Source organism: Actinoplanes sp. NPDC026623 (genome assembly GCF_040638275.1).
Lineage (GTDB): Bacteria > Actinomycetota > Actinomycetes > Mycobacteriales > Micromonosporaceae > Actinoplanes.
Window position 1 is genome coordinate 1 of record NZ_JBEZXZ010000065.1, and the last position, 18836, is coordinate 18836.

At 71.6% G+C, this 18836-nt stretch carries 17 protein-coding genes; 10 read left to right on the forward strand and 7 right to left on the reverse strand.

What is annotated here, in order from left to right; genetic code table 11:
• A partial coding sequence (locus AB0F10_RS20445; RefSeq protein ID WP_360627018.1) for an AAA family ATPase occupies window positions 1-1360 on the reverse strand: 1360 nt, incomplete at its 3' end.
• An 820-nt stretch (window positions 1361-2180) separates the two neighbouring features.
• Between AB0F10_RS20445 and AB0F10_RS20450 the strand changes: the two genes are divergently transcribed.
• Window positions 2181-2771 carry a hypothetical protein gene (locus AB0F10_RS20450; RefSeq protein ID WP_360627021.1) on the forward strand — a complete coding sequence of 197 codons (591 nt, stop codon included), beginning with the start codon at window positions 2181-2183 and terminating at the stop codon, window positions 2769-2771.
• 760 nt (window positions 2772-3531) lie between these two features.
• On the opposite strand, the gene AB0F10_RS20455 is transcribed toward AB0F10_RS20450, so the two are convergent.
• Window positions 3532-3975: a nuclear transport factor 2 family protein gene (locus AB0F10_RS20455; protein WP_360627024.1), complete on the reverse strand. Its 444-nt coding sequence runs from the start codon at window positions 3973-3975 to the stop codon at window positions 3532-3534.
• A gap of 65 nt (window positions 3976-4040) precedes the next feature.
• Between AB0F10_RS20455 and AB0F10_RS20460 the strand changes: the two genes are divergently transcribed.
• Window positions 4041-4619 carry a TetR family transcriptional regulator gene (locus AB0F10_RS20460; RefSeq protein ID WP_360627027.1) on the forward strand — a complete coding sequence of 193 codons (579 nt, stop codon included), beginning with the start codon at window positions 4041-4043 and terminating at the stop codon, window positions 4617-4619.
• On the opposite strand, the gene AB0F10_RS20465 is transcribed toward AB0F10_RS20460, so the two are convergent.
• Window positions 4600-5772: a helix-turn-helix domain-containing protein gene (locus tag AB0F10_RS20465; RefSeq protein ID WP_360627030.1), complete on the reverse strand. Its 1173-nt coding sequence runs from the start codon at window positions 5770-5772 to the stop codon at window positions 4600-4602. The genes AB0F10_RS20460 and AB0F10_RS20465 overlap by 20 nt on opposite strands.
• Before the next feature lie 83 nt (window positions 5773-5855).
• Here AB0F10_RS20465 and AB0F10_RS20470 point away from each other — a divergent pair, with 83 nt between their 5' ends.
• The 5 genes from AB0F10_RS20470 to AB0F10_RS20490 all read left to right on the forward strand — a co-directional run bounded on the left by AB0F10_RS20470 (window position 5856) and on the right by AB0F10_RS20490 (window position 10526).
• Window positions 5856-6914 (forward strand): ferredoxin reductase, encoded by a 1059-nt coding sequence (locus AB0F10_RS20470; RefSeq protein WP_360627033.1) that lies wholly within the window; start codon window positions 5856-5858, stop codon window positions 6912-6914.
• A gap of 49 nt (window positions 6915-6963) precedes the next feature.
• Window positions 6964-8169: an acyl-CoA desaturase gene (locus AB0F10_RS20475; protein ID WP_360627036.1), complete on the forward strand. Its 1206-nt coding sequence runs from the start codon at window positions 6964-6966 to the stop codon at window positions 8167-8169.
• Window positions 8170-8194: 25 nt separating this feature from the next.
• Window positions 8195-9451, forward strand: coding sequence for an FAD-binding protein (locus AB0F10_RS20480; RefSeq protein WP_360627039.1), 1257 nt, complete (start codon window positions 8195-8197; stop codon window positions 9449-9451).
• Window positions 9448-9861: an MmcQ/YjbR family DNA-binding protein gene (locus AB0F10_RS20485; protein WP_360627042.1), complete on the forward strand. Its 414-nt coding sequence runs from the start codon at window positions 9448-9450 to the stop codon at window positions 9859-9861. Before AB0F10_RS20480 ends, AB0F10_RS20485 begins: the two co-directional genes overlap by 4 nt.
• Before the next feature lie 92 nt (window positions 9862-9953).
• Window positions 9954-10526, forward strand: a complete 573-nt coding sequence (locus AB0F10_RS20490; RefSeq protein WP_360627045.1) for an NADPH-dependent FMN reductase — start codon at window positions 9954-9956, stop codon at window positions 10524-10526.
• On the opposite strand, the gene AB0F10_RS20495 is transcribed toward AB0F10_RS20490, so the two are convergent.
• The 4 genes from AB0F10_RS20495 to AB0F10_RS20510 form a co-directional block, all read right to left on the reverse strand.
• The gene (locus AB0F10_RS20495; protein ID WP_360627048.1) at window positions 10509-10655 is read right to left on the reverse strand and encodes a hypothetical protein; all 147 of its coding nucleotides are present in this window, start codon (window positions 10653-10655) and stop codon (window positions 10509-10511) included. The two genes, AB0F10_RS20490 and AB0F10_RS20495, sit on opposite strands and share 18 nt — an antisense overlap.
• 227 nt (window positions 10656-10882) lie before the next feature.
• Window positions 10883-11296, reverse strand: a complete 414-nt coding sequence (locus AB0F10_RS20500) for a PIN domain-containing protein (protein WP_360627051.1) — start codon at window positions 11294-11296, stop codon at window positions 10883-10885.
• Window positions 11293-11514 carry a type II toxin-antitoxin system VapB family antitoxin gene (locus tag AB0F10_RS20505; RefSeq protein ID WP_360627055.1) on the reverse strand — a complete coding sequence of 74 codons (222 nt, stop codon included), beginning with the start codon at window positions 11512-11514 and terminating at the stop codon, window positions 11293-11295. The genes AB0F10_RS20500 and AB0F10_RS20505 overlap by 4 nt, the downstream gene beginning before the upstream one ends.
• 31 nt (window positions 11515-11545) lie before the next feature.
• Entirely contained in the window at window positions 11546-13504 is a 1959-nt protein-coding gene (locus AB0F10_RS20510; protein ID WP_360627058.1) for a S41 family peptidase, read from the reverse strand.
• Between the two features lie 139 nt (window positions 13505-13643).
• Between AB0F10_RS20510 and AB0F10_RS20515 the strand changes: the two genes are divergently transcribed.
• The 3 genes from AB0F10_RS20515 to AB0F10_RS20525 all read left to right on the forward strand — a co-directional run bounded on the left by AB0F10_RS20515 (window position 13644) and on the right by AB0F10_RS20525 (window position 18825).
• Window positions 13644-15386: an acyl-CoA dehydrogenase gene (locus AB0F10_RS20515; protein WP_360627061.1), complete on the forward strand. Its 1743-nt coding sequence runs from the start codon at window positions 13644-13646 to the stop codon at window positions 15384-15386.
• Window positions 15377-16153, forward strand: coding sequence for a glycerophosphodiester phosphodiesterase (locus AB0F10_RS20520; protein WP_360627064.1), 777 nt, complete (start codon window positions 15377-15379; stop codon window positions 16151-16153). Before AB0F10_RS20515 ends, AB0F10_RS20520 begins: the two co-directional genes overlap by 10 nt.
• Window positions 16154-16290: 137 nt before the next feature.
• Window positions 16291-18825 (forward strand): alpha-L-arabinofuranosidase C-terminal domain-containing protein, encoded by a 2535-nt coding sequence (locus AB0F10_RS20525; RefSeq protein WP_360627067.1) that lies wholly within the window; start codon window positions 16291-16293, stop codon window positions 18823-18825.
• The last annotated feature ends 11 nt before the right edge of the window (window positions 18826-18836 follow it).

Genomic DNA, 18836 nt, shown 5'->3' on the forward strand with positions numbered 1-18836 from the left:
CCGCGCGCAGGGCGACCTCGTCGGCGGCCGTGCCGGCGCCGGCCAGGACGTGGTCGACGTGCGGAATCACCAGCCGCCACAGCGACAGCGTCGCATCGCTGACCGGGCGGTCCCCGAGATGCCGGGTCACCCGGTCCACCGCGGTCGCCGCGAACCGGGCCGACGGGTCCGCGCCGGCCGGCGTCGGCGCGCGGCGAACCGCCTCGGCGACGAGCGGGTGAACCGACGCCACCGGGTTCCCCCCGTCCATCCCGAACGCGGCCAGCGCGGCCAGCCCGGAGTGCACGAGCGTGCGCCGCCCGCGCTCCAGCAGCGGGATCCACGGCTCGTCGCTGGTGAGGTCGGCGGCGACCAGCGGCCGGACGGCGACCTCGAGGGCGGCGAGGGGAAACGGCTGACCGGGCGCCAGCGCGGCGAGCAGGTGCAGGACCACCTCCGCGGCGGGTTTGCCGGCGTCCGGGATATCCTCCAGCGCCACCTGAACCGCGAAACAGACGCAGCGCACCGGATCATCGCCCGGCCCGGCCGCCGCACCCAACCCGTCCAGGGCGTCGAGCAGGCCCCGCAGGGTGTGCTGTACCGGGGTGCTGCCGTGCCGGGTGCCGGCCACGTGCAGGGCGAGGGGCAGCCGGTCCAGCCGTTCCGCCACGTCGCCGGCGAGATCGGCGATCTCCTCGAACCGAGCCTGCCCCATGCCGGGCAGCCGCTTGCGCAGCAGCTCCGCGCAGCCGCGGCGGTCGAGCAGCACGACCGGGGTACGGTCCACGCCGACGAGGCCGGCGCCGGCGTCCCCCAGCCTGGTGGTGACCACCACGAGCAGATTCTTGGCGACCAGCCGGCGGGAGCCGTCCAGGACGGACCGGAGATCGTCCGGGTCGTCGGCGCCGTCGACCACGAGCAGCCGCCGAGGGTCGCCGGCCGGCCCGGTGAGCGCCCGCTCGACGATCCGCCACATGGTGCGGCGGGAACCGGACTCCCGCGCCCGGCTGACCTCGGCGTCGTCCGCGCCGAGCTCGGCGGCCAACGCGGCCAGGCCCTCCACGAGGGACCCACGATCGCGGGCGGAGATCCACCAGAGCGCCCGATCCGGGTCGCGCTCCCGCAGGGTCAGCGCGGCGGCCCGGGCCACGGTGGTCTTGCCGATGCCGGCCGGCCCGGTCAGGACGTGCACCCGCTGAGCGGAGTCGATCGCCTCGACCAGGCGGTCGGTCTCCGCGCGACCCACGATCTCGGCGAGTGGATGCCCGGAGGGCAGGCCGCACCCGCCGGTGGCCGGCGGGACCCGCAGCAGGTCGGCGTCGGCGGCGGACACCATCGGCACGTTCGCGTGCACCTGCGCCGGGCGGATCTCGGTATTCAACCGCACCATCCCTTTTGCCCGGCCGGCACTCGCCCAGCAGTACGGTAGAAATCATAGGGATCGTTGCAGCGCCGGCCCAGCGGGGAGCGTGCCACGGATGGTCGCCGCAACGGGAAACGATCCCGCCGCGTCCACAGTGCGCTTCGTCGGCGCCAGCGGGCAGGTCGCCGGGCTCGGCGTGCTGATCGGCTGGTCACCTGCCCGACGGTGATCATCAAGCAGCTGGGCAGCTGGGCGGGCGCCCCGCCGCCGGCCGGCCGGACCGTGCCCTTCCCGCTGTCGTCCGCACCGGGCCAGACCCGCACCGCACGGGTGACCCGGTGGTCGGCAGAACTCGCCGCCGGCGCCTCCCTTGCGGCTGAGCGGGCCCGCGCCCCGCGCTGTGATCACCTCCTCAATCACGCATAGTAATGAATCGCGAACGCACTGTATTCTGTTGCGGCATGGAATCGCGAGCGCACTGTGTTCCGTTGGCGGCATGGCAGGTTCCATTTCGACGCGCGTGAAGCCGCGCCGGAATTGTCGCACCGACCCGGCATTGCCGAAATGAAGGTTGGCATGATCATTCACGGGCATTTCGTGGCGGGGTGCGGGAGAATTATTCGGTGGGACAGTTGTCATTGTTCGGCAGGTCGGAATTGGCGGCGATGCGGGACCGGGCCGCGAGGCGGAACTATTCAGCCGCCGCTGAAGAGTTTCGTCGTGAGCACGAGCGTCATCGCAAATGGGGCCTTCAGCAACGCCACAGCGAGAAGCTTCGCCGCCTGCGCCTGAGCCGCTCCGCAGCCCTGGCAGCGGCGACCCCCGAGAGCGGGCCGGCATGCCCCACCGCGTCGCCTCCTGCGCCACGAGTGCCCACCGCACCGCGCGTTCCCACCTCACCCGGGCCGCCATCTGCATCGCGAGAGCCCGCCGCACCCAAGTCACTCACCCCACCCGCCGCGCCGCGCGTGACCGCCGCACCGCGAGTGCCCACCCCACCCGTGTCGCCACCTGCATCGCGAATGCCCTCCGCATCGCACGCGCCCTCCGCATCGCGGCCCTGTATCGCACCGCAGCCGGTCACGCCGCCGCAGCCAGCGGCGGCGCCGGGCTCGGCACCAGGCCCAACAGCACTCCGGCAACCGCGAGCATCTCGGTCGCCGGCCCGCCTGTCACCGCCGGCAGGGCACGCCTCATGGCAGGCGCTGCCACCTCGGACATCGCTTCGGCAGCCGTGGACGGCATTACCGGCATCGGTGGCGGCATCGGTGCCGATGCGGCTTGTGTCACGACCGGCGGCAGCGCCTCGGTCGTCGTGGCCGGGGTGCCCGACAGCCTCGCCGTCCGGTTCCCGGGCGGGGCCTCCGGCACTACTTCTGCCGCGGTCGGGTCCCGGTGGGTTTTTCCTGAATTCGGGTGGCCGCTGTGAATCGGTGGGCGCGGTGACACTCCATCATATCGAATATTTCCAGGTCCGAGACGGTCGCCGTGCGAACGCCGACCCAGAGCCAAACACAATTTGTTGCCCGCCATGCCGATATTCGACGCCTGCACGGTGGGTGAAATGCGCCGCCGCTCGACGAGCGATATGGGCCGCCACTCGGCGGATGATATGGGTCACCGATCGGCGGGCGAAATGGGTCGCGCGAAGGATGCGCCGCAATCGCGCCCCACCGGAATTCATCTACCCGGGGCCGAGATCTTCCGACGCGACATACACACTCGCACCGGCATGGGAGCGCCATCCAGCGCACAGGTGGCGCATCGCTTCGGCCCGCACCTTCGCGACCGGCCACCGCGAGCCAGACCGGTTCGGGTGCAAGGTCTTCGTTGGTGACATCGGCCTTCGGGTCTCTGTCGATCCGTCGTGTTCTCTGCTTGATGCGCCGGGGCCGGGGCATGTGGTCGTGCGACGTCCGGATCATCCCGGGACCAGATCAGCGACGTGCCGGTCCTCGCGGTCGACCAGCAACGTGCCGCTTCACGCGATCGACCAGCAACGTGCCGCTTCCCGCGATCGATCAGAGCTGTGCCGTAGTGATTCTGGCGTTTGACGGCAGGTCGCCGACGCCGAGCACACGAACCGCTCCCATCGCCGAGTCGGGAGCCAAGGCCGGTGGGCCTGAGAGCGGGCCGATGGCCGGCGGGCTCCAGTCGGCCAGGTAACGCCACCGGGGTTCAGATCTCGGCTAGTGCTCCGTGGCCTGGGCCGGGGCGGCGCGTGCCTCGATCAACGGCAGTGGGTTGATGTAGTCGCGGTAGGACAGGATCTGGCCATTCTGAACCCGGATCGCCGCGATCACCGTCTGGTGGAACGGCGCGCCGGTCGCGACGACGACTCCGCGCGCCTCGTATTCCACGATGATCACCTCGGCGTCGGTGGTCTCGTGAATCACCTGGTCGCGGTACTCGTCGAACCTGATGAATCCCTTCGCCACCGCGGTCAGGTGCCGGCGGATCTCCGCGCGGCCCCGCAGCCGCCCCGGCACGCCCGGCGGCCGGTACGGCCATTCGATGTATCCGTCGGGCGCCATCAGGTCGACGAACGTGTCGACATCCAGGTCGCGGCCCGCCCGGAGCAGCCGCTCGACGATCTCGCGTGACGTGGCGGTCATCGCTCCCCTGTCGTTCAACGCGCGTTCATTGAACGACCGTAGAACGGGAGGATCGCCTCAGTCAACAGCCGTAGAATGAACGGGTGACCGATCCGAGCCCCAAGCCGACCCGGGCGCAGCAACGCCGCAGGACCGAGGAGGACATCCTCGTCGCGGCCCGCCAGATGTTCGCCGAACTCGGCTATGAGCGCACCACGATCCGCGCGGTGGCCAGGGCGGCCGGCGTCGATCCCGGCCTCGTCATGCACTACTACGGCAGCAAGGACGAGCTCTTCTCGCGCGCCACGCGTCATTCCGCCGACGAGTTGCCCGCCGGCACCGCCGAGGAGGTGGCCGAGGCGTTGCTCGCCTCGCTTGCCAGGCGGCTGGACGGCGAGCCGGTGGCCTCGCTGGCCGTCCTGCGCTCCATGCTCACCAACGCCGACGCCGCCGACCGCTACCGGGCGGCCGGCGAACCCCAGCTCAGCCGGATCGCCGCCGCGATACCCACCGCGGACGCCGAGCTACGCGCCGGCCTGCTCGGCGCCATCGTCCACGGCGTGATCATCGAGCGTTACCTGCTTCGGCTCGGCGGGCTGGCCGGCGCCTCGCCCGAGCAGATCGTCGACCTGCTGCGCCCGTGCTTCCAGCTTCTGGCCGCCGCTACGCCAGGGCGACGGTGAGCAGCAGCAGCCACTGCGGGTCGCGGAGGCGGTCGCCGTACAGTTCCCGTACCCGGGTCATCCGGTAGCGGACGGTCTGCGGGTGCACGAAGAGCGCCGCCGCCACCTCGTCGCGGCGGCCGTGGTGGAGCAGCCAGCCGCGCAGCGTCTCGGCGAGCTTGGCGGCCGTCGGGTCCCGCTCGCCGGCGAGCGGAGCGAGGGCCTTCTCCCGCAGATCGGCCAGCGCCTGCGGGTCCGCGCTCAGCACCAGCGCGACCAGGTGATCCTCGGTGTCCACCGCCGCCGCGCCGTCGCCGGGCGCGAGCCGGGCGGTGCGCACCGCCCGGGCGAGCGACTCCCGGACCCGCTGCCAGGGCCGCGCCGGGCCGACGATGGCGCCGCGGCCCGCCAGCAGCCGCATGAGGTGGGCCCGGGACACGCCGTGCGCGTCCGGGACGAGCAGCACGGACGTCTCCTCCGGGCCGCCCTCGGCCGCCTGCAGGGTGCGGGCGTCGAGCAGTTCCAGCGCCGCGCGGGTGGCGGGCTCCGGCACCAGGACCGCGGTCAGGGTCTGCGGCGGCACCCATTCGGCACGCTCGGCGGCGGCGGTGACCACGTGCTCGGACTCGCCGGCCAGCAGCGCCTGGGCGAGCCGTTCCAGGTGCCGGCGGCGGGCCCGGCCGGAGGTGGCCAGCTCGTCGGCGTGCCCGGCGACGCTCGCCGCCGACAGCTCGTCGATGTACGCGAAGACCAGCTCAGCGAAGTGCGCGATCGTCACGGAGTCCTCGCCGCCCTGGACGCTGATCGCCGCCAGCTCACGCCAGGCCACCCGGGCGCCCAGCCGGTACGCCGCGAGCAGCGCGTCCAGGCTGCGGCCGTTGCGCGCCTCGCCCCGGCCGAGGGCGTACGCGGCCTCGAGCGCCGGCGCGAGCGGCGAACCCACGGCCGGCCGCTCCGGCCGGGACACGAGGTTCAGGAAGGTGCCCAGCGCCGCGCGCACCGCCTGCTCGATCCGCGGGCCGAGCGGGCCGGTGAACGCCTTCGCGTACGCGGGAACGCCACGGGTAATCGCCTCAACCGTCTGCGCCGCTACCACCGGCAGGGCATGCTTCAGGGGAGCGACCGCCTCCGCGGATAGCTGGAAGTACTGAGCATCACTCACACTAGCCTCCATTTGTTCGCTGCGAACAATAACGCTGCCCCGATTCACGTAGATCAGGTCAGGCGATTGCCGGGAAAACGCCGCACCCTTGTGGCATGGCCGTTACCCAGACCCTGCGATCGGGCGCGTGGCGCGTCGTCGAGCTGCTGACGACGCCGCTGGTGCCGGCCGACTACCTCGACGTGGTCGCGCCGCTGCGCAACGCCGGCGTGCTGCGGGCGAGGATCGTGTCCGTCCGGCCCGAGACCCGCGACAGCGTCACGCTGGTGCTGCGGCCCGGCCGCGGCTGGCGCCCGCACGAGCCCGGGCAGTATGTCCGGATCGGCGTCGACGTCGACGGCGTACGGCTGTGGCGGGCCTACTCGGTGACCTGCGCGCCCGGCCGGCTGTCGGTGACCGTCAACGCCGTACGCGACGGCGCGGTCAGCAACCACCTGATCCGCAACGCCCGGGCCGGGATGATCGTGCACCTGGACAACCCGGCCGGCGACTTCACCCTTCCGGCGTCCCGCCCCGACCGGGTGTTGTTCGTGACCGCCGGCAGCGGCATCACCCCGGTCATGGGCATGCTGCGCAGCGCCCTGCACGAGCTGAGCGACGTGGTCGTCGTCCACTCGGCGCCGGAGCGCGACGCCGTCGTCTTCGGCGACGAGCTGCGCACGTTAGCCGCCGACGGCCGCATCCGGCTGATCGAGCGGCACACCCGCGCCGACGGCCGGATCACCCCGGCCGAGCTCGCCGAGCTGGTCCCCGACCTGTTCGACCGGGAGACCTGGGCCTGCGGGCCCAACGAGATGCTCGACGACCTGGGCGCGCACTGGGCCCTGGCGGGCGCCACCGAGCAGCTGCACGTCGAGCGCTTCCGGCCGACCGTGATCGCGACCGGCGACGGCGGCAAGGTCACCTTCGCCCGGTCCGGCACCGTGATCGAGTCCGGCGGCGGCGTGCCGCTGCTGGAGGCGGGCGAGGCGGCGGGCGTGCTGATGCCGTCCGGCTGCCGGATGGGCATCTGCTTCAGCTGCGTGCTCCCGATGACCGAGGGCGCCGTCCGCGACCTGCGCGACGGCTCGATAACCACCGCCGTCGAGGGCGACAACGTGCTGGTGCAGACCTGCATCTCGGCCGCCGCCGGCCCCTGCCACCTGGACGTCTGAGCCTTCTCCCCGCTCCAGCTCCCGCACCCGAAGAAACCGAGGACCCCCCGTGACCACGCTGCAGCGCAAGAGCGTCAACCCGATCGCACACCTGTCCCCCGAGGACATCGAGGCCATCGGGCTCGAGCTCGACGCCATCCGGGACGAGATCGTGGCCAGCCGCGGTGAGCACGACGCCGCGTACATCCGGCGAGTGATCAAGGTGCAGCGGCGCCTCGAGCTCGGCAGCCGCGCGGTCCTGCTCTTCTCGCTGTTCCCGCCGGCCTGGCTGCTCGGCACCGCGGGCCTGTCGGTCGCCAAGATCCTCGAGAACATGGAGATCGGGCACAACGTCATGCACGGCCAGTGGGACTGGATGCGCGACCCGAAGATCCACTCGACCACCTGGGAGTGGGACAACGCCTCGCCGGCCGAGCAGTGGAAGCACTCGCACAACGAGCTGCACCACACCTACACCAACGTCGTCGGCCGCGACAACGACCTCGGCTACGGCATCATGCGCGTCGACGAGGGCCAGCGCTGGCACCCGATCTACCTCGGGCAGCCACTGTGGAACTTCGTCAACGCCTGCTTCTTCGAGTACGGCATCGCCGCGTACGACCTGGAGCTCGGCCGCAACCTCAAGAGCAAGAAGCGGCGCCGGGCGCCGGAGTTCAAGGCCCGCCTCAAGCAGGTGCGCCGCAAGATCGGCAAGCAGGTGCTGAAGGACTACGTCGTGCACCCGGCGCTGTCGGCCGCGACCGGCTCGTTCCTGCACACCCTCGCCGCCAACGCCGTCGCGAACCTGGTCCGCAACCTCTGGACCCACTCGGTGATCATGTGTGGCCACTTCCCCGAGGGCGTCGAGACCTTCGAGCGCACCTCGATCGACGGCGAGACCCGCGGCGAGTGGTACCTGCGGCAGATGCTCGGCTCGGCCAACATCGACGGCAACCGCCTCATGCACATCATGACCGGCAACCTGTCGTACCAGATCGAGCACCACCTCTTCCCGGACCTGCCGAGCAACCGCTATCAGGAGGTCGCGCCGAAGATCCGTGACCTGTTCGAGCGCTACGGCCTGAACTACGTCAGCGGCCCGATGCCGAAGCAGGTCGGCTCGGCCTGGGCGAAGGTCTTCCGGCTCTCGCTGCCCAACCGCGGCGCCGGCAAGATCGCCGCGGCGGCTCCCCGGCCGGCCAGCGGCCGCAAGCAGCCCGCCACCCGCTGGCAGCGCCCGGCGGCCGAGGCCGCACCGGCGACCGTCGGCTCCTGAGCGAATCTCGCCTACGCTTGGCCCCGTGAGCGACGTCGTGCGTAACTGGGCCGGCAACATCACGTTCGGCGCGAGCCGGGTGCACCGGCGGGTGACGGTGCCCCGGCTGCAGGAGCTGGTCGCCGCGGGCGGGCCGCTGCGGGTCCTGGGCAGCGGCCACTCCTTCAACCGGATGGCCGACACGACCGGCGACCTGGTCAGCCTCGGCGGCCTGCCGCGCGTCGTGGAGATCGCCGCGGACCGCCGGACCGTCCGGGTCGACGGCGGCATCCGGTACGGCGAGCTCGCCGACCGGCTGCACGCGGAGGGCCTGGCCCTGCACAACATGGCGTCGCTGCCGCACATCTCGGTCGCCGGCGCGGTCGCCACCGCCACGCACGGCTCGGGCGTGCGCAACGGCAACCTGGCCACCGCCGTGGCCGCCCTGGAGCTGATCCGCGGCGACGGCGAGCTGGTGACGCTCCGCCGCGGTGACGAGGGCTTCGACGGCGCCGTGGTGGGCCTGGGCGCGCTCGGCGTGGTCACGGCGCTGACCCTCGACGTGGTCCCCGCCTTCGAGATCCGCCAGTACGTCTTCGACGACCTGCCCCGCGTACGCCTGGAATCCGACCTTCCGGAGATCCTCGGCGCCGGTTACAGCGTCAGCCTGTTCACGAACTGGGCGGGACCGGACATCAACCACGCCTGGCTCAAGCGCACCGATGCGATGCCGGACGGCCCGTGGTTCGGCGCGCGGCCGGCGGACGGCCCCCGCCATCCGGTTCCGGGGGTACCCGCGGACAACAGCACCGAGCAGTTCGGCGTGCCCGGCCCGTGGCACGCCCGGCTGCCGCACTTCCGGATGGAGTTCAGCCCGAGCACGGGCGCGGAGCTCCAGTCGGAGTGGATGGTCCCGCTCGACCGGGCCCTGGAGGCGATCGACGCCGTCGCCCGGGTGCGGGAGACGATCGCGCCGGTCCTGCAGGTGAACGAGATCCGCACGGTGGCGGCGGACGACCTGTGGCTGAGCATGAACTACCACCGCGACAGCCTCGGCCTGCACTTCACCTGGATCGCCGACACCGCCGCGGTCCTGCCGGCCGTGTCGGCGCTGGAGGAGCAGCTCGCGCCGCTGCGGGCCCGCCCGCACTGGGGCAAGGTGTTCACCATGGACCCGGCGGCGGTACGCTCCCGCTACGAACGCTTCGACGACTTCCGGGCGCTGGTCGCCGGTTACGACCCGGCCGGCACCTTCGGCAACGCCTGGCTGAACGAGATCCTGGACCGACCGGAACGCCCATGAACAGACCCGCCCGGATCGAGGACGTGCACGAGCTGGCCTCGGGCATGCCACACGTCACCATCGAGTACGGCAGCGGCGACAATCCCGTCTACCAGGTGGGCCGCAAGTCGTTCGTGTTCTTCCGCAACCCCCGCCCGGATGCGGTCGACCCCGCCACCGGGGAGCGCTACCCCGACGTCATCGTCTTCTGGGTGCCGTCCGACGCCGACAAGCAGGCCCTCGTCCAGGACCCGGCGTCGCCGTTCTTCACCACCGCGCACTTCAACGGCCACCCGTCCGTGCTGCTGCGTGCCGCCCGCGTCGGCGAGCTCACCCGCGGGGAACTGGCCGAGGTGATCCAGGACGCCTGGCTGTCCCGCGCGTCGCCGCGCCGGGCGGCGGCGTGGCTGAGCGCGAACCCGCCGGGCTGATCCACCCGGCCGGAGCCCCAAGCCGCGGTTCTCCTGCGCGACGCTTCGGCGGTGGGGAGGATGACTCTGATCAGCCGAGGTTAGGAAGAACGATGTCCACTTACCAGGTCGGCTACTTCGTCGGCAGCCTTTCGTCGAAGTCGATCAACCGGGAGCTGTCGAAGGTCCTGGTCCGGCTGGCGCCCGGCGACCTCGAGTTCACCGAGATCCCGATCCGCGACCTGCCGCTCTACAGCCCCGACTACGACGCGAGCTATCCGCCCGAGGCGGTAGCCCTCAAGGACGCGATCCAGCGCTCGCAGGCGATCCTCTTCGTGACCCCGGAGTACAACCGCTCCATCCCCGGGGCCCTGAAGAACGCGATCGACTGGGCCTCCCGGCCGTGGGGCACGAACTCCTTCGACCACGTACCCACCGCGGTCATCGGCGCCTCCATCGGGGCGATCGGCACCGCGCTCGCGCAGCAGAGCCTGCGCGCGGTGCTGAGTTTCTGCAACGCCCGGCAGATGACCTCACCCGAGGCCTATCTCCACTTCACGCCGGAGACCTTCCCCGGCGACGGCCAGGTCACCAACGAGTCCACCAGGGAATTCCTCGCCAACTATCTGGCGGAGTTCCGCGACCACATCGCCCGGGTGCTGACGGTGCTACCCCGGCAGTCGTGACGGCCCCGCCCTCCACCAGCCGATCCGCTCGGCGGGGCCGGGCCCGGGAGTGACGCCCAGGCGGTCGAGGGCCGCCTGGCGGACGTACCAGCCCAGCTGGCAGCCGAACGTGCCGTCCGGATGTTGCACGCGAGGCATGGTGCGCATCACCTCGTCGCCGCGGAACGGCTCCCAGTCGATGCCCCAGCTGCACAGTCAAACGCGCCAGGGGTTCTCGTCGCGGTAACTCGACGCGCGGCACCAGGCCACGAGCACCCATCCACTCACATCCATCCCCGCAGATTACCGGCCCGCTCGGGTGCGCCACGCCGGGCCTCATGGCGAGGCCGGCGACGCCTGACGATGCCACTGGTGCGTCAAGGAAGGTTGAGGACCCGGCGCTCGGACAGGTCGGGAAGGTGCCGGGCCGCGGTGATGAGGTCGTTGTCGTCGTGCAGGACCGTCAGGCCGCCGATGGCGGCGCAGGCGCAGATCAACAGATCGACGCAGGACAGCGCTCTGTGCGCGCCGGCCCGGAGCAGGCGGTACTGAGCGGAGTCCACCCATTGCCATGCGCTCTTGGGCACAGCGACGTCCGGATACAGATCGGCGAACATCGAGGTCATTTCCTCGTACTCATCCAGTCCGCGAGCGGAGCGGAGGAACTCCGTGCGCTGCGGACGGCACGATCCGATCACGTGGTCCGAGATGACATCAGCCCAACGTTCTCGCAGGGCATCGTCTCGCAGGATCCGCCAGACAGCGGACGAGTCGATCAGATACTGAATCACTCGGTCGGTGCCTTGTTCGCGCGGTGCAGGTCCTGCCAGCCTTCGTAGTCCCATCCCCGGGCGGCCGTTGCATGGTGATCGAGCGCCGCGATCCGCCGATGGCGGGCCGCGTACTCACGGAGTGCCAGGTTGACCGTTTCCTTCTTGCTCTTGGCTCCGGACAGCCGCATCGCCTCGGCGAGTGCCTCATCGTCCAGATCGATTTGAGTGACGGCCACGGCTGCCCCCTGTTGGTAATGTGTGATCCTCTCAAACATTACCAACATTCGGCGACCAGGACGTCACGTCCACCGTGCGGGCCGCGACCAGGGTGTCGCCGTCGAAGCCCTCCAGCCGGATCGACGCCGGGCCGTCCGCCGGGAGCGGCACCTGCAGCGTCGGCTTCTGGTCGGTGATCGGGACGGACTTCACCGGCCGCCGGTTCACGTACACGTCGATGCTGGTCAGCGCCTCGGTGGTCAGCGACAGCGCCACGCCCGCGGCGGTCCGCGGCCCGGCCTCCGCGTCGAGGCGGCGGGGCGTGCCCGCGGCCAGGATCGCGCCCGCCCGCTCCATCAGGTCCACATTGCCCTCCAGCAGGTCCCGGCTGGTCATCCGGTGCAGCTCGTCCGGGCGCACCCCGAGGTCCTCCACCGGCTCCCCCGCCCGGGTGCCCACCCGCAGGCAGCGCCGCAGCGCCACCCGGAACTGCGCGCCGGCGGGCAGCTTGCGGAACGGGCCCGCGGCCCAGCCGTCCACCAGGTTCTGCTGGGTCCACACGTTGGCGCCGCCGGCGCCGGTGGCCTCGTCGATGCCCAGCACCTTGCCGATCTCGTGGTCCTGGAAGCCGGCGGAGAAGATGTCCGTGGCGCTGTAGCAGAGCGCGTCGGTGATCAGCACGACCGGGCCGTGGTAGACCTGCCCGACGCTGTTCACCACGTCGGCCGGGTAGAGCGGGATCGCGCTGGAGTACTGCGCGCCGGTCTCGACGGCCTGCTCGACCGAATCCCGCCAGGCGGCCAGGTCCTCGACGTTCGCGCAGAGCTGCCGGGTCGCGTCCGTGCTGATCAGCTGCATCGGCTCGGGCTGGACCCGGCGCGGGGTGAGGAACTGGAGCAGGAACTCGGCGGCCACGACGTAGCCGCCGCCGTTGCCGCGGACGTCCAGTATCAGGCCGTTCCTCGGCAGCACGTCCAGCAGCCGGATCACCTCGTTGAGGAACGCCTCGATGCCCTGGTCCTTCATGTGGAACGTGAAGATCCGCAGGTGGCCGAAGGTGCCGGCGGGCGTGGTGACGACGCGGGCCCGCAGCTCGTCCGGGCGGGTGGTCGGTATCTCGCCCGCGGCGAGCTGCTCGGCGGTCGGCTCCGGCACGTCGCCGGCCCGCGCGGCGACCCGGCGCTCCTCGTCGACCGCGGCGGGCACGAAGAGCAGCTTCTTCGCCTGCCGGACCACCTCGGTGCGCAGGTCGAGGCCGACCAGGTGCGCGGACGGCACGGTCAGTCCGGCGAACGGGCCGTTGTCCGGCAGCGGGCCGTTGAGGTCGGCGCTGGTGTCGAAGACCCGCCAGTGCAGCCGGCTCTCGTGCGCGGTGCCGTCGACCAGGTAGCGCAGGTCGACCCAGTCCTCGTCCGGCACCGCGGAGAGGGCGAGGGTGCGCAGGCTCATGCTCTCGCACCCGCGGGCGAGCCGGGCGTCGGTGTTGCTGCCGGCCTCGCGGTCGGCGTTGCGGACCACGGCGAGCGCGATCGGCGCGCCGTTCCAGTGGGTGATCTCGGCGCCGTCCACCAGTTGCGGGTCGCCGGTGAGGTGCGGGAACGTCTTGGACACCAGGAAGGCGGGCTTGCCGTCGCGCCAGAACTGCTCGAGCAGCACGCCGAGGAAGGCGAACGGCCCCTGGTACGGCCGCGGCAGCACGTAGTTGGTGTGCAGGTCGCGCAGCTCGATGAAGATCCGCAGCAGCTCGGCGTGGAACTGCGTGTCGCTCATCCGGGTCAGCCGGTGGCGCAGCAGCCTGAGCCGCTGGGTGGGCTCGATCGCGTACATGGCGCGCTTGTGCAGCAGGTGCACGTACACGGTGTCGATGAGCAGGGCGGCCTGGTCCAGCAGGAGCTGCCGGTCGGCCGCGGTCAGCGCCGACTGTTCGGCGGCGCTGCGGAACTGCGGCATCGTCCGCACCGTGCCCAGGCCGTGGTCGGCCTCCAGCTTGACTTCCACCATGATCGACATAGCGCAACCTCCATAGCGACTCAGAGTGACGGTACGAGCCGGTGCGGAGCCGCACGAGAGACCTGTCGGGCCTCTGACTGGAGATTGCGCCGTTAGTGTGAGGCTGACGTGCCCGAACGTGAAACGGCGGTGTGCAACGGTGTCCGACATCCTCTCGCGGCGTGACCTCGAGTTCCTGCTCTACGAATGGCTCGACGTCGAGTCGCTGACCGCGCGGCCCCGCTTCGCCGACCACTCCCGGGAGACGTTCGACGCGTTCCTGCAGGTCTCCGCGCAGATCGCCGAGCGCGAGTTCGCCACGCACAACAAGCGCGGCGACGCCGAGGAGCCGCGCTTCGCCGACGGCCGGGCGTGGGTGATCCCCGAGGTCAAGGCGGCGCTCGCCGCGTTCAACGCGTCGGGGCTGCTCGCCGGGTCGCTGGACGCCGAGGACGGCGGGCTGCAGCTGCCGCACGTCGTGCACCGGGCCTGCTTCGCCTGGTTCCAGGCCGCGAACATCGCCACCTCCGCGTACCCGATGCTGACCATGGGCAACGCGAACCTGCTGCGCACCTACGCCGCGCCGGAGCACGTGGCGCGATTCGTCGGGCCGATGGTGGAGGGCCGGTTCACCGGCACCATGTGCCTGTCCGAGCCGCAGGCCGGCTCGTCGCTCAGCGACGTCACCACCCGCGCGGTGCCCGCGGGCGACGGCACGTACCGGGTCACCGGCAGCAAGATGTGGATCTCCGCCGGGGATCACGAGCTGAGCGAGACGATCGTGCATCTGGTGCTGGCCCGCGCCGCCGGCGCGCCGGCCGGGGTCAAGGGCCTGTCGCTGTTCATCGTGCCGAAGCACGTCGTCGGCCCGGACGGCGTGCCCGGCGAGCGCAACGGCGTCGAGCTGGTCGGGCTCAACCACAAGATGGGCTTCCGCGGCACGACCAACGCGGTGCTGTCCTTCGCCGACAGCGAGGGATTCCTGGTCGGCGAGGAGGGCCGGGGCCTCGCCTACATGTTCCAGATGATGAACGAGGCGCGGATCGGCGTCGGCGCCGGCGCGGTCGCCCTCGGCTACACCGGCTACCTGCACGCGCTCTCCTACGCCCGGGAGCGGCTACAGGGCCGGCCGGTGGCCGGCAAGGACCCGGTGGCGCCGCCCGTGCCGATCATCCGGCACCCGGACGTGCGCCGGATGCTCCTGGCGTCCAAGACCTACGTCGAGGGCGGCATGGCCCTCATCCTGTACGCGGCCAAGCTCGTCGACGAGCAGGAGACCGGCGACACCGCCGACGCCGCCCTGCTGCTGGACGTGCTGACGCCGATCGTCAAGGCGTGGCCGTCGCAGTGGTGCCTGAAGGCCAACGACCACGCCATCCAGGTGCACGGCGGCTACGGCTACACCCGCGAGTACCCGGTCGAGCAGTTCTACCGCGACAACCGGCTCAACCCGATCCACGAGGGAACCGACGGCATTCAGGGCCTCGACCTGCTGGGCCGCAAGGTGATCATGCAGGACGGCGCGGGCCTGAGCCTGCTGGTGCGGACCATCCGGGCGGCCGCCGGGCGCGCGCCTGCCGACCTCGAGTGGATGGCGCAGCGGCTCGAGGCCGGCTGCGCGCGCCTCGTCGAGGTCACCGGCAAGCTGTGGTCGGACGCGGACCCGACCACCGCCCTGGCCAACTCGACCGCGTATCTGAACGCGGCCGGCCACCTGGTCGTCGCGTGGATGTGGCTGGAGCAGGCGACGGCCGCGGCCGGCCGGCAGGGCGCGTTCTACGACGGCAAGCGCCTCGCGGCCCGCTACTTCTTCACCCACGAGCTTCCCCGGACCACGACCTGGTTCGACCTGCTGGAGAGCCGGGACACGCTGCTCGCCGACCTGGACGACGCGTGTCTGTAGGGGTCCGGTTCCCGTTTCTCGACGCGCGCCTCCCGCTGGCGTTCGCGCACCGCGGCGGTGCCGCCGAGGGCGACGAGAACACCGCCGAGGCGTTCGGGCGCGCTGTCGCGCTGGGCTACCGGTACGTGGAGACGGACGTGCACGCGACCGCGGACGGCGTGCCGGTGGTGTTCCACGACCCGTCCCTGCAGCGCCTGACCGGCACCGCGGGGCGGGTGGCCGACCTGCGCTGGGCCGACCTGGCCGCACTGCGGGTCGGCGGGGCGGGCGCGGTGCCGCGCCTGGACGACGTGCTCGCCGCGTGGCCGCGGGTGCGCTTCAACATCGACGTCAAGGCCGACGACGCCGCCGGGCCCACTGTGGAGGCGATCCGCCGGGCGGGCGCCGCGGACCGGGTCCTGCTGGCCTCGTTCAGCGACGCCCGGCTGGCCCGGATCCGCGACCTGGCCGGCCCCGGGATCGCGACGTCGCTCGGCCGGCGCGAGGTGCTGCGCCTGCGCGTCTCCTCGCTGGCCGGCGCCGGGCCGCGGCTGCCGGCGTCGGCCGCCGCGGCGCAGGTGCCGGTCCGGTTCGGCCCGGTGACCGTCGTCGATCGCCGGTTCGTGGCCCGGGCACACCGCCTGGGGCTGCAGGTGCACGTGTGGACGATCGACGATCCGGCCGAGATGCGCAGGCTGCTCGACCTCGGCGTCGACGGCATCATGACCGACCGGATCGACGTGCTTCGCGACGTCTACGCCGCCCGGGGCGCCTGGCCCGGCGGGTAACGCGACCATTGACGGCGCGTGACACATCGATGATAATCGACCCGCGTTGTTAACGTTCACATCGCCTCCATCGCTGCCATCGGCGTAGGTCGACGCCGCGACCCGGGGCTCGATCACCCCTGCACAGGAGGACACTGATGTCCCCGTCACGCGGTCTTCTCGGACTCGCCGTCGCCGCGACGCTGATCGCGGCCACCGGCGGAGCCGCACCGGTCCTGGCACAACCACGCGCCGGCGCGCCCGACTACACGATCACCGTCGACCCGGCGGCCACCGGGCCGGCGATCGGCGACTCCATGTACGGGGTGTTCTTCGAGGACATCAACTTCGCGGCCGACGGCGGCCTCTACGCCGAACTGGTCCGCAACCGCTCGTTCGAGTTCCTGCCGGTGGACAACACGTCGTACCACGGGCTGACCGGCTGGACGCCCGGCGGCGACTCCGGCGGCGCGGGCACCGCGACCACGGTGAACGACGCGGACCGCCTCAACGAGCGCAACCGCACCTACCTCAAGCTCGCCCTGACCAACCCGGCCGGCGGGCGGTACGGCGTGACCAACTCCGGCTACAACGCCGGGATCGCGGTGCGGCGCGGCGCCGCGTACGACTTCTCGGTGTGGGCCCGCAGCGACTCGCCCGCCCCGACGACGGTGTCCGTCCTGCTGCGCGACGCCGCGGGCGAGCCCCTGGCCGCGCCGGTACGGCTGACCGTGCGGGGCGACGGCTGGGCCCGTTACGCCGTACCGGTGCGGGCGAGCCGGACCAGCGACGCCGGCCGGCTGTCGGTGCTGGCCGGCGGGACCGGAACCCTGCGCCTCGACATGGTCTCGCTGCTGCCGCGCGACACGTTCAAGGGCCACGGGCTGCGCCGGGACCTCGCCGAGAAGATCGCGGCGCTGCGGCCCGGTTTCGTGCGCTTCCCCGGCGGCTGCCTGGTCAACACCGGCAGCCACTACGGCTACGACGCGGCCTCGAACTTCCCGCGGGCCCGCTCCTATCAGTGGAAGGACACCGTCGGGCCGGTCGAGACCCGCGCGACAAACGCCAACTTCTGGGGCTACAACCAGTCGTACGGCCTGGGCTACTACGAGTACTTCCAGTTCTCCGAGGACCTCGGCGCCATGCCGCTGCCGGTGGTTCCCGCGCTGGTCACCGGCTGCGGGCAGAACCGGGCGACCGACGACCCGGCGCTGCTGCGGCGGCACATCCAGGACACCCTGGACCTGATCGAGTTCGCCAACGGGCCGGCGAGTTCCGAGTGGGGCGCTCTGCGCGCCCGGATGGGCCACCCGAAGCCGTTCGGGCTCACCCACGTGGCGGTCGGCAACGAGGAGAACCTGCCCGACGCCTACTTCGCCAACTTCCTGCAGTTCCGCGACGCCATCGCCGCGAAATACCCGGGCATCACGGTCGTGAGCAACTCCGGGCCGGACGACCAGGGCGCGACCTTCGACACCCTGTGGGCCAAGAACAAGGCCGCCGGGGTCGCGATGGTCGACGAGCACTACTACAACAGCCCGGGGTGGTTCCTCGGCAACAACCGGCGCTACGACAGCTACGACCGCGCCGGGCCGAAGGTCTTCCTCGGCGAGTACGCCTCGCTGGACAGCAAGCTGTTCAACTCGCTCGCCGAGGCGTCGTACATGACCGGGCTGGAGCGCAACGCCGACGTGGTGCGGATGGCCTCGTACGCGCCGCTGCTGGCCAACGTCGACAACGTGCAGTGGCGCCCGGACCTGATCTGGTTCGACAACGACGAGTCCTGGGGCTCGACCAGCTACCAGATGCAGAAGCTGTTCATGAACAACGTCGGCGACCGCGTGGTGCCCAGCCGCGCGACAGGCAGGGTGGTCACGCCGAAGCCGATCACCGGCGCGATCGGGCTCTCCACCTGGGCCACCGCGGCGACCTACGACGACATCAAGGTGACCACGCCCGGCGGCGCGGTCCTGTTCGAGGACGACTTCGCGGGCGGCGCCGGGCAGTGGTCGCCGGTGGAGCCCCGCGGCACCTGGTCCGTGGTCGACGGCGGCTACCGCCAGAGCGACACCGCCGCGCTGGACACCCTGGTCAAGGCCGGCAACATCACGGCCACCGACTACGACCTGACGCTGAAGGCCACCAAGCAGGCCGGCGCCGAGGGCTTCCTGGTCGCGTTCGGGGTGCAGGACTCCGGCGAGCTCTACTGGTGGAACCTCGGCGGCTGGAACAACACGCAGGGCGCCGTCCAGAAGGGCGCCGGCGGCGGCAAGGAGATCGTGATCGCCAAGCCGAACAGCATCGCCACCGGGACCACCTACGACATCCGGATCGAGGTACGCGGCACCGAGGTGCGGCTGTTCCTCAACGGCACCGAGTGGGGCAGCTTCACCGACAACCAGGTGACCGAGCCGTTCGCGCAGGTGATCACGCACGACGACGCCACCGGCGAGCTCATCGTCAAGGTCGTCAACGCGCAGGACACCCCGGCCGTCACCGCGATCGACCTCGGCGGCCGCCGGGTCGCCGACCGGGCCCGGATGACCGTCATCACCGGAGACCCGCAGGAGCAGAACACCCGCTCCGCCGAGCCGATCCAGCCGGTCACCACGACCGTCGGCGGCATCGCGTCCACCTTCACCCGGACGTTCGCCCCGAACTCCGTCACCTTCCTGCGCCTGCGGACCAAGTGAGGGGAAGACCG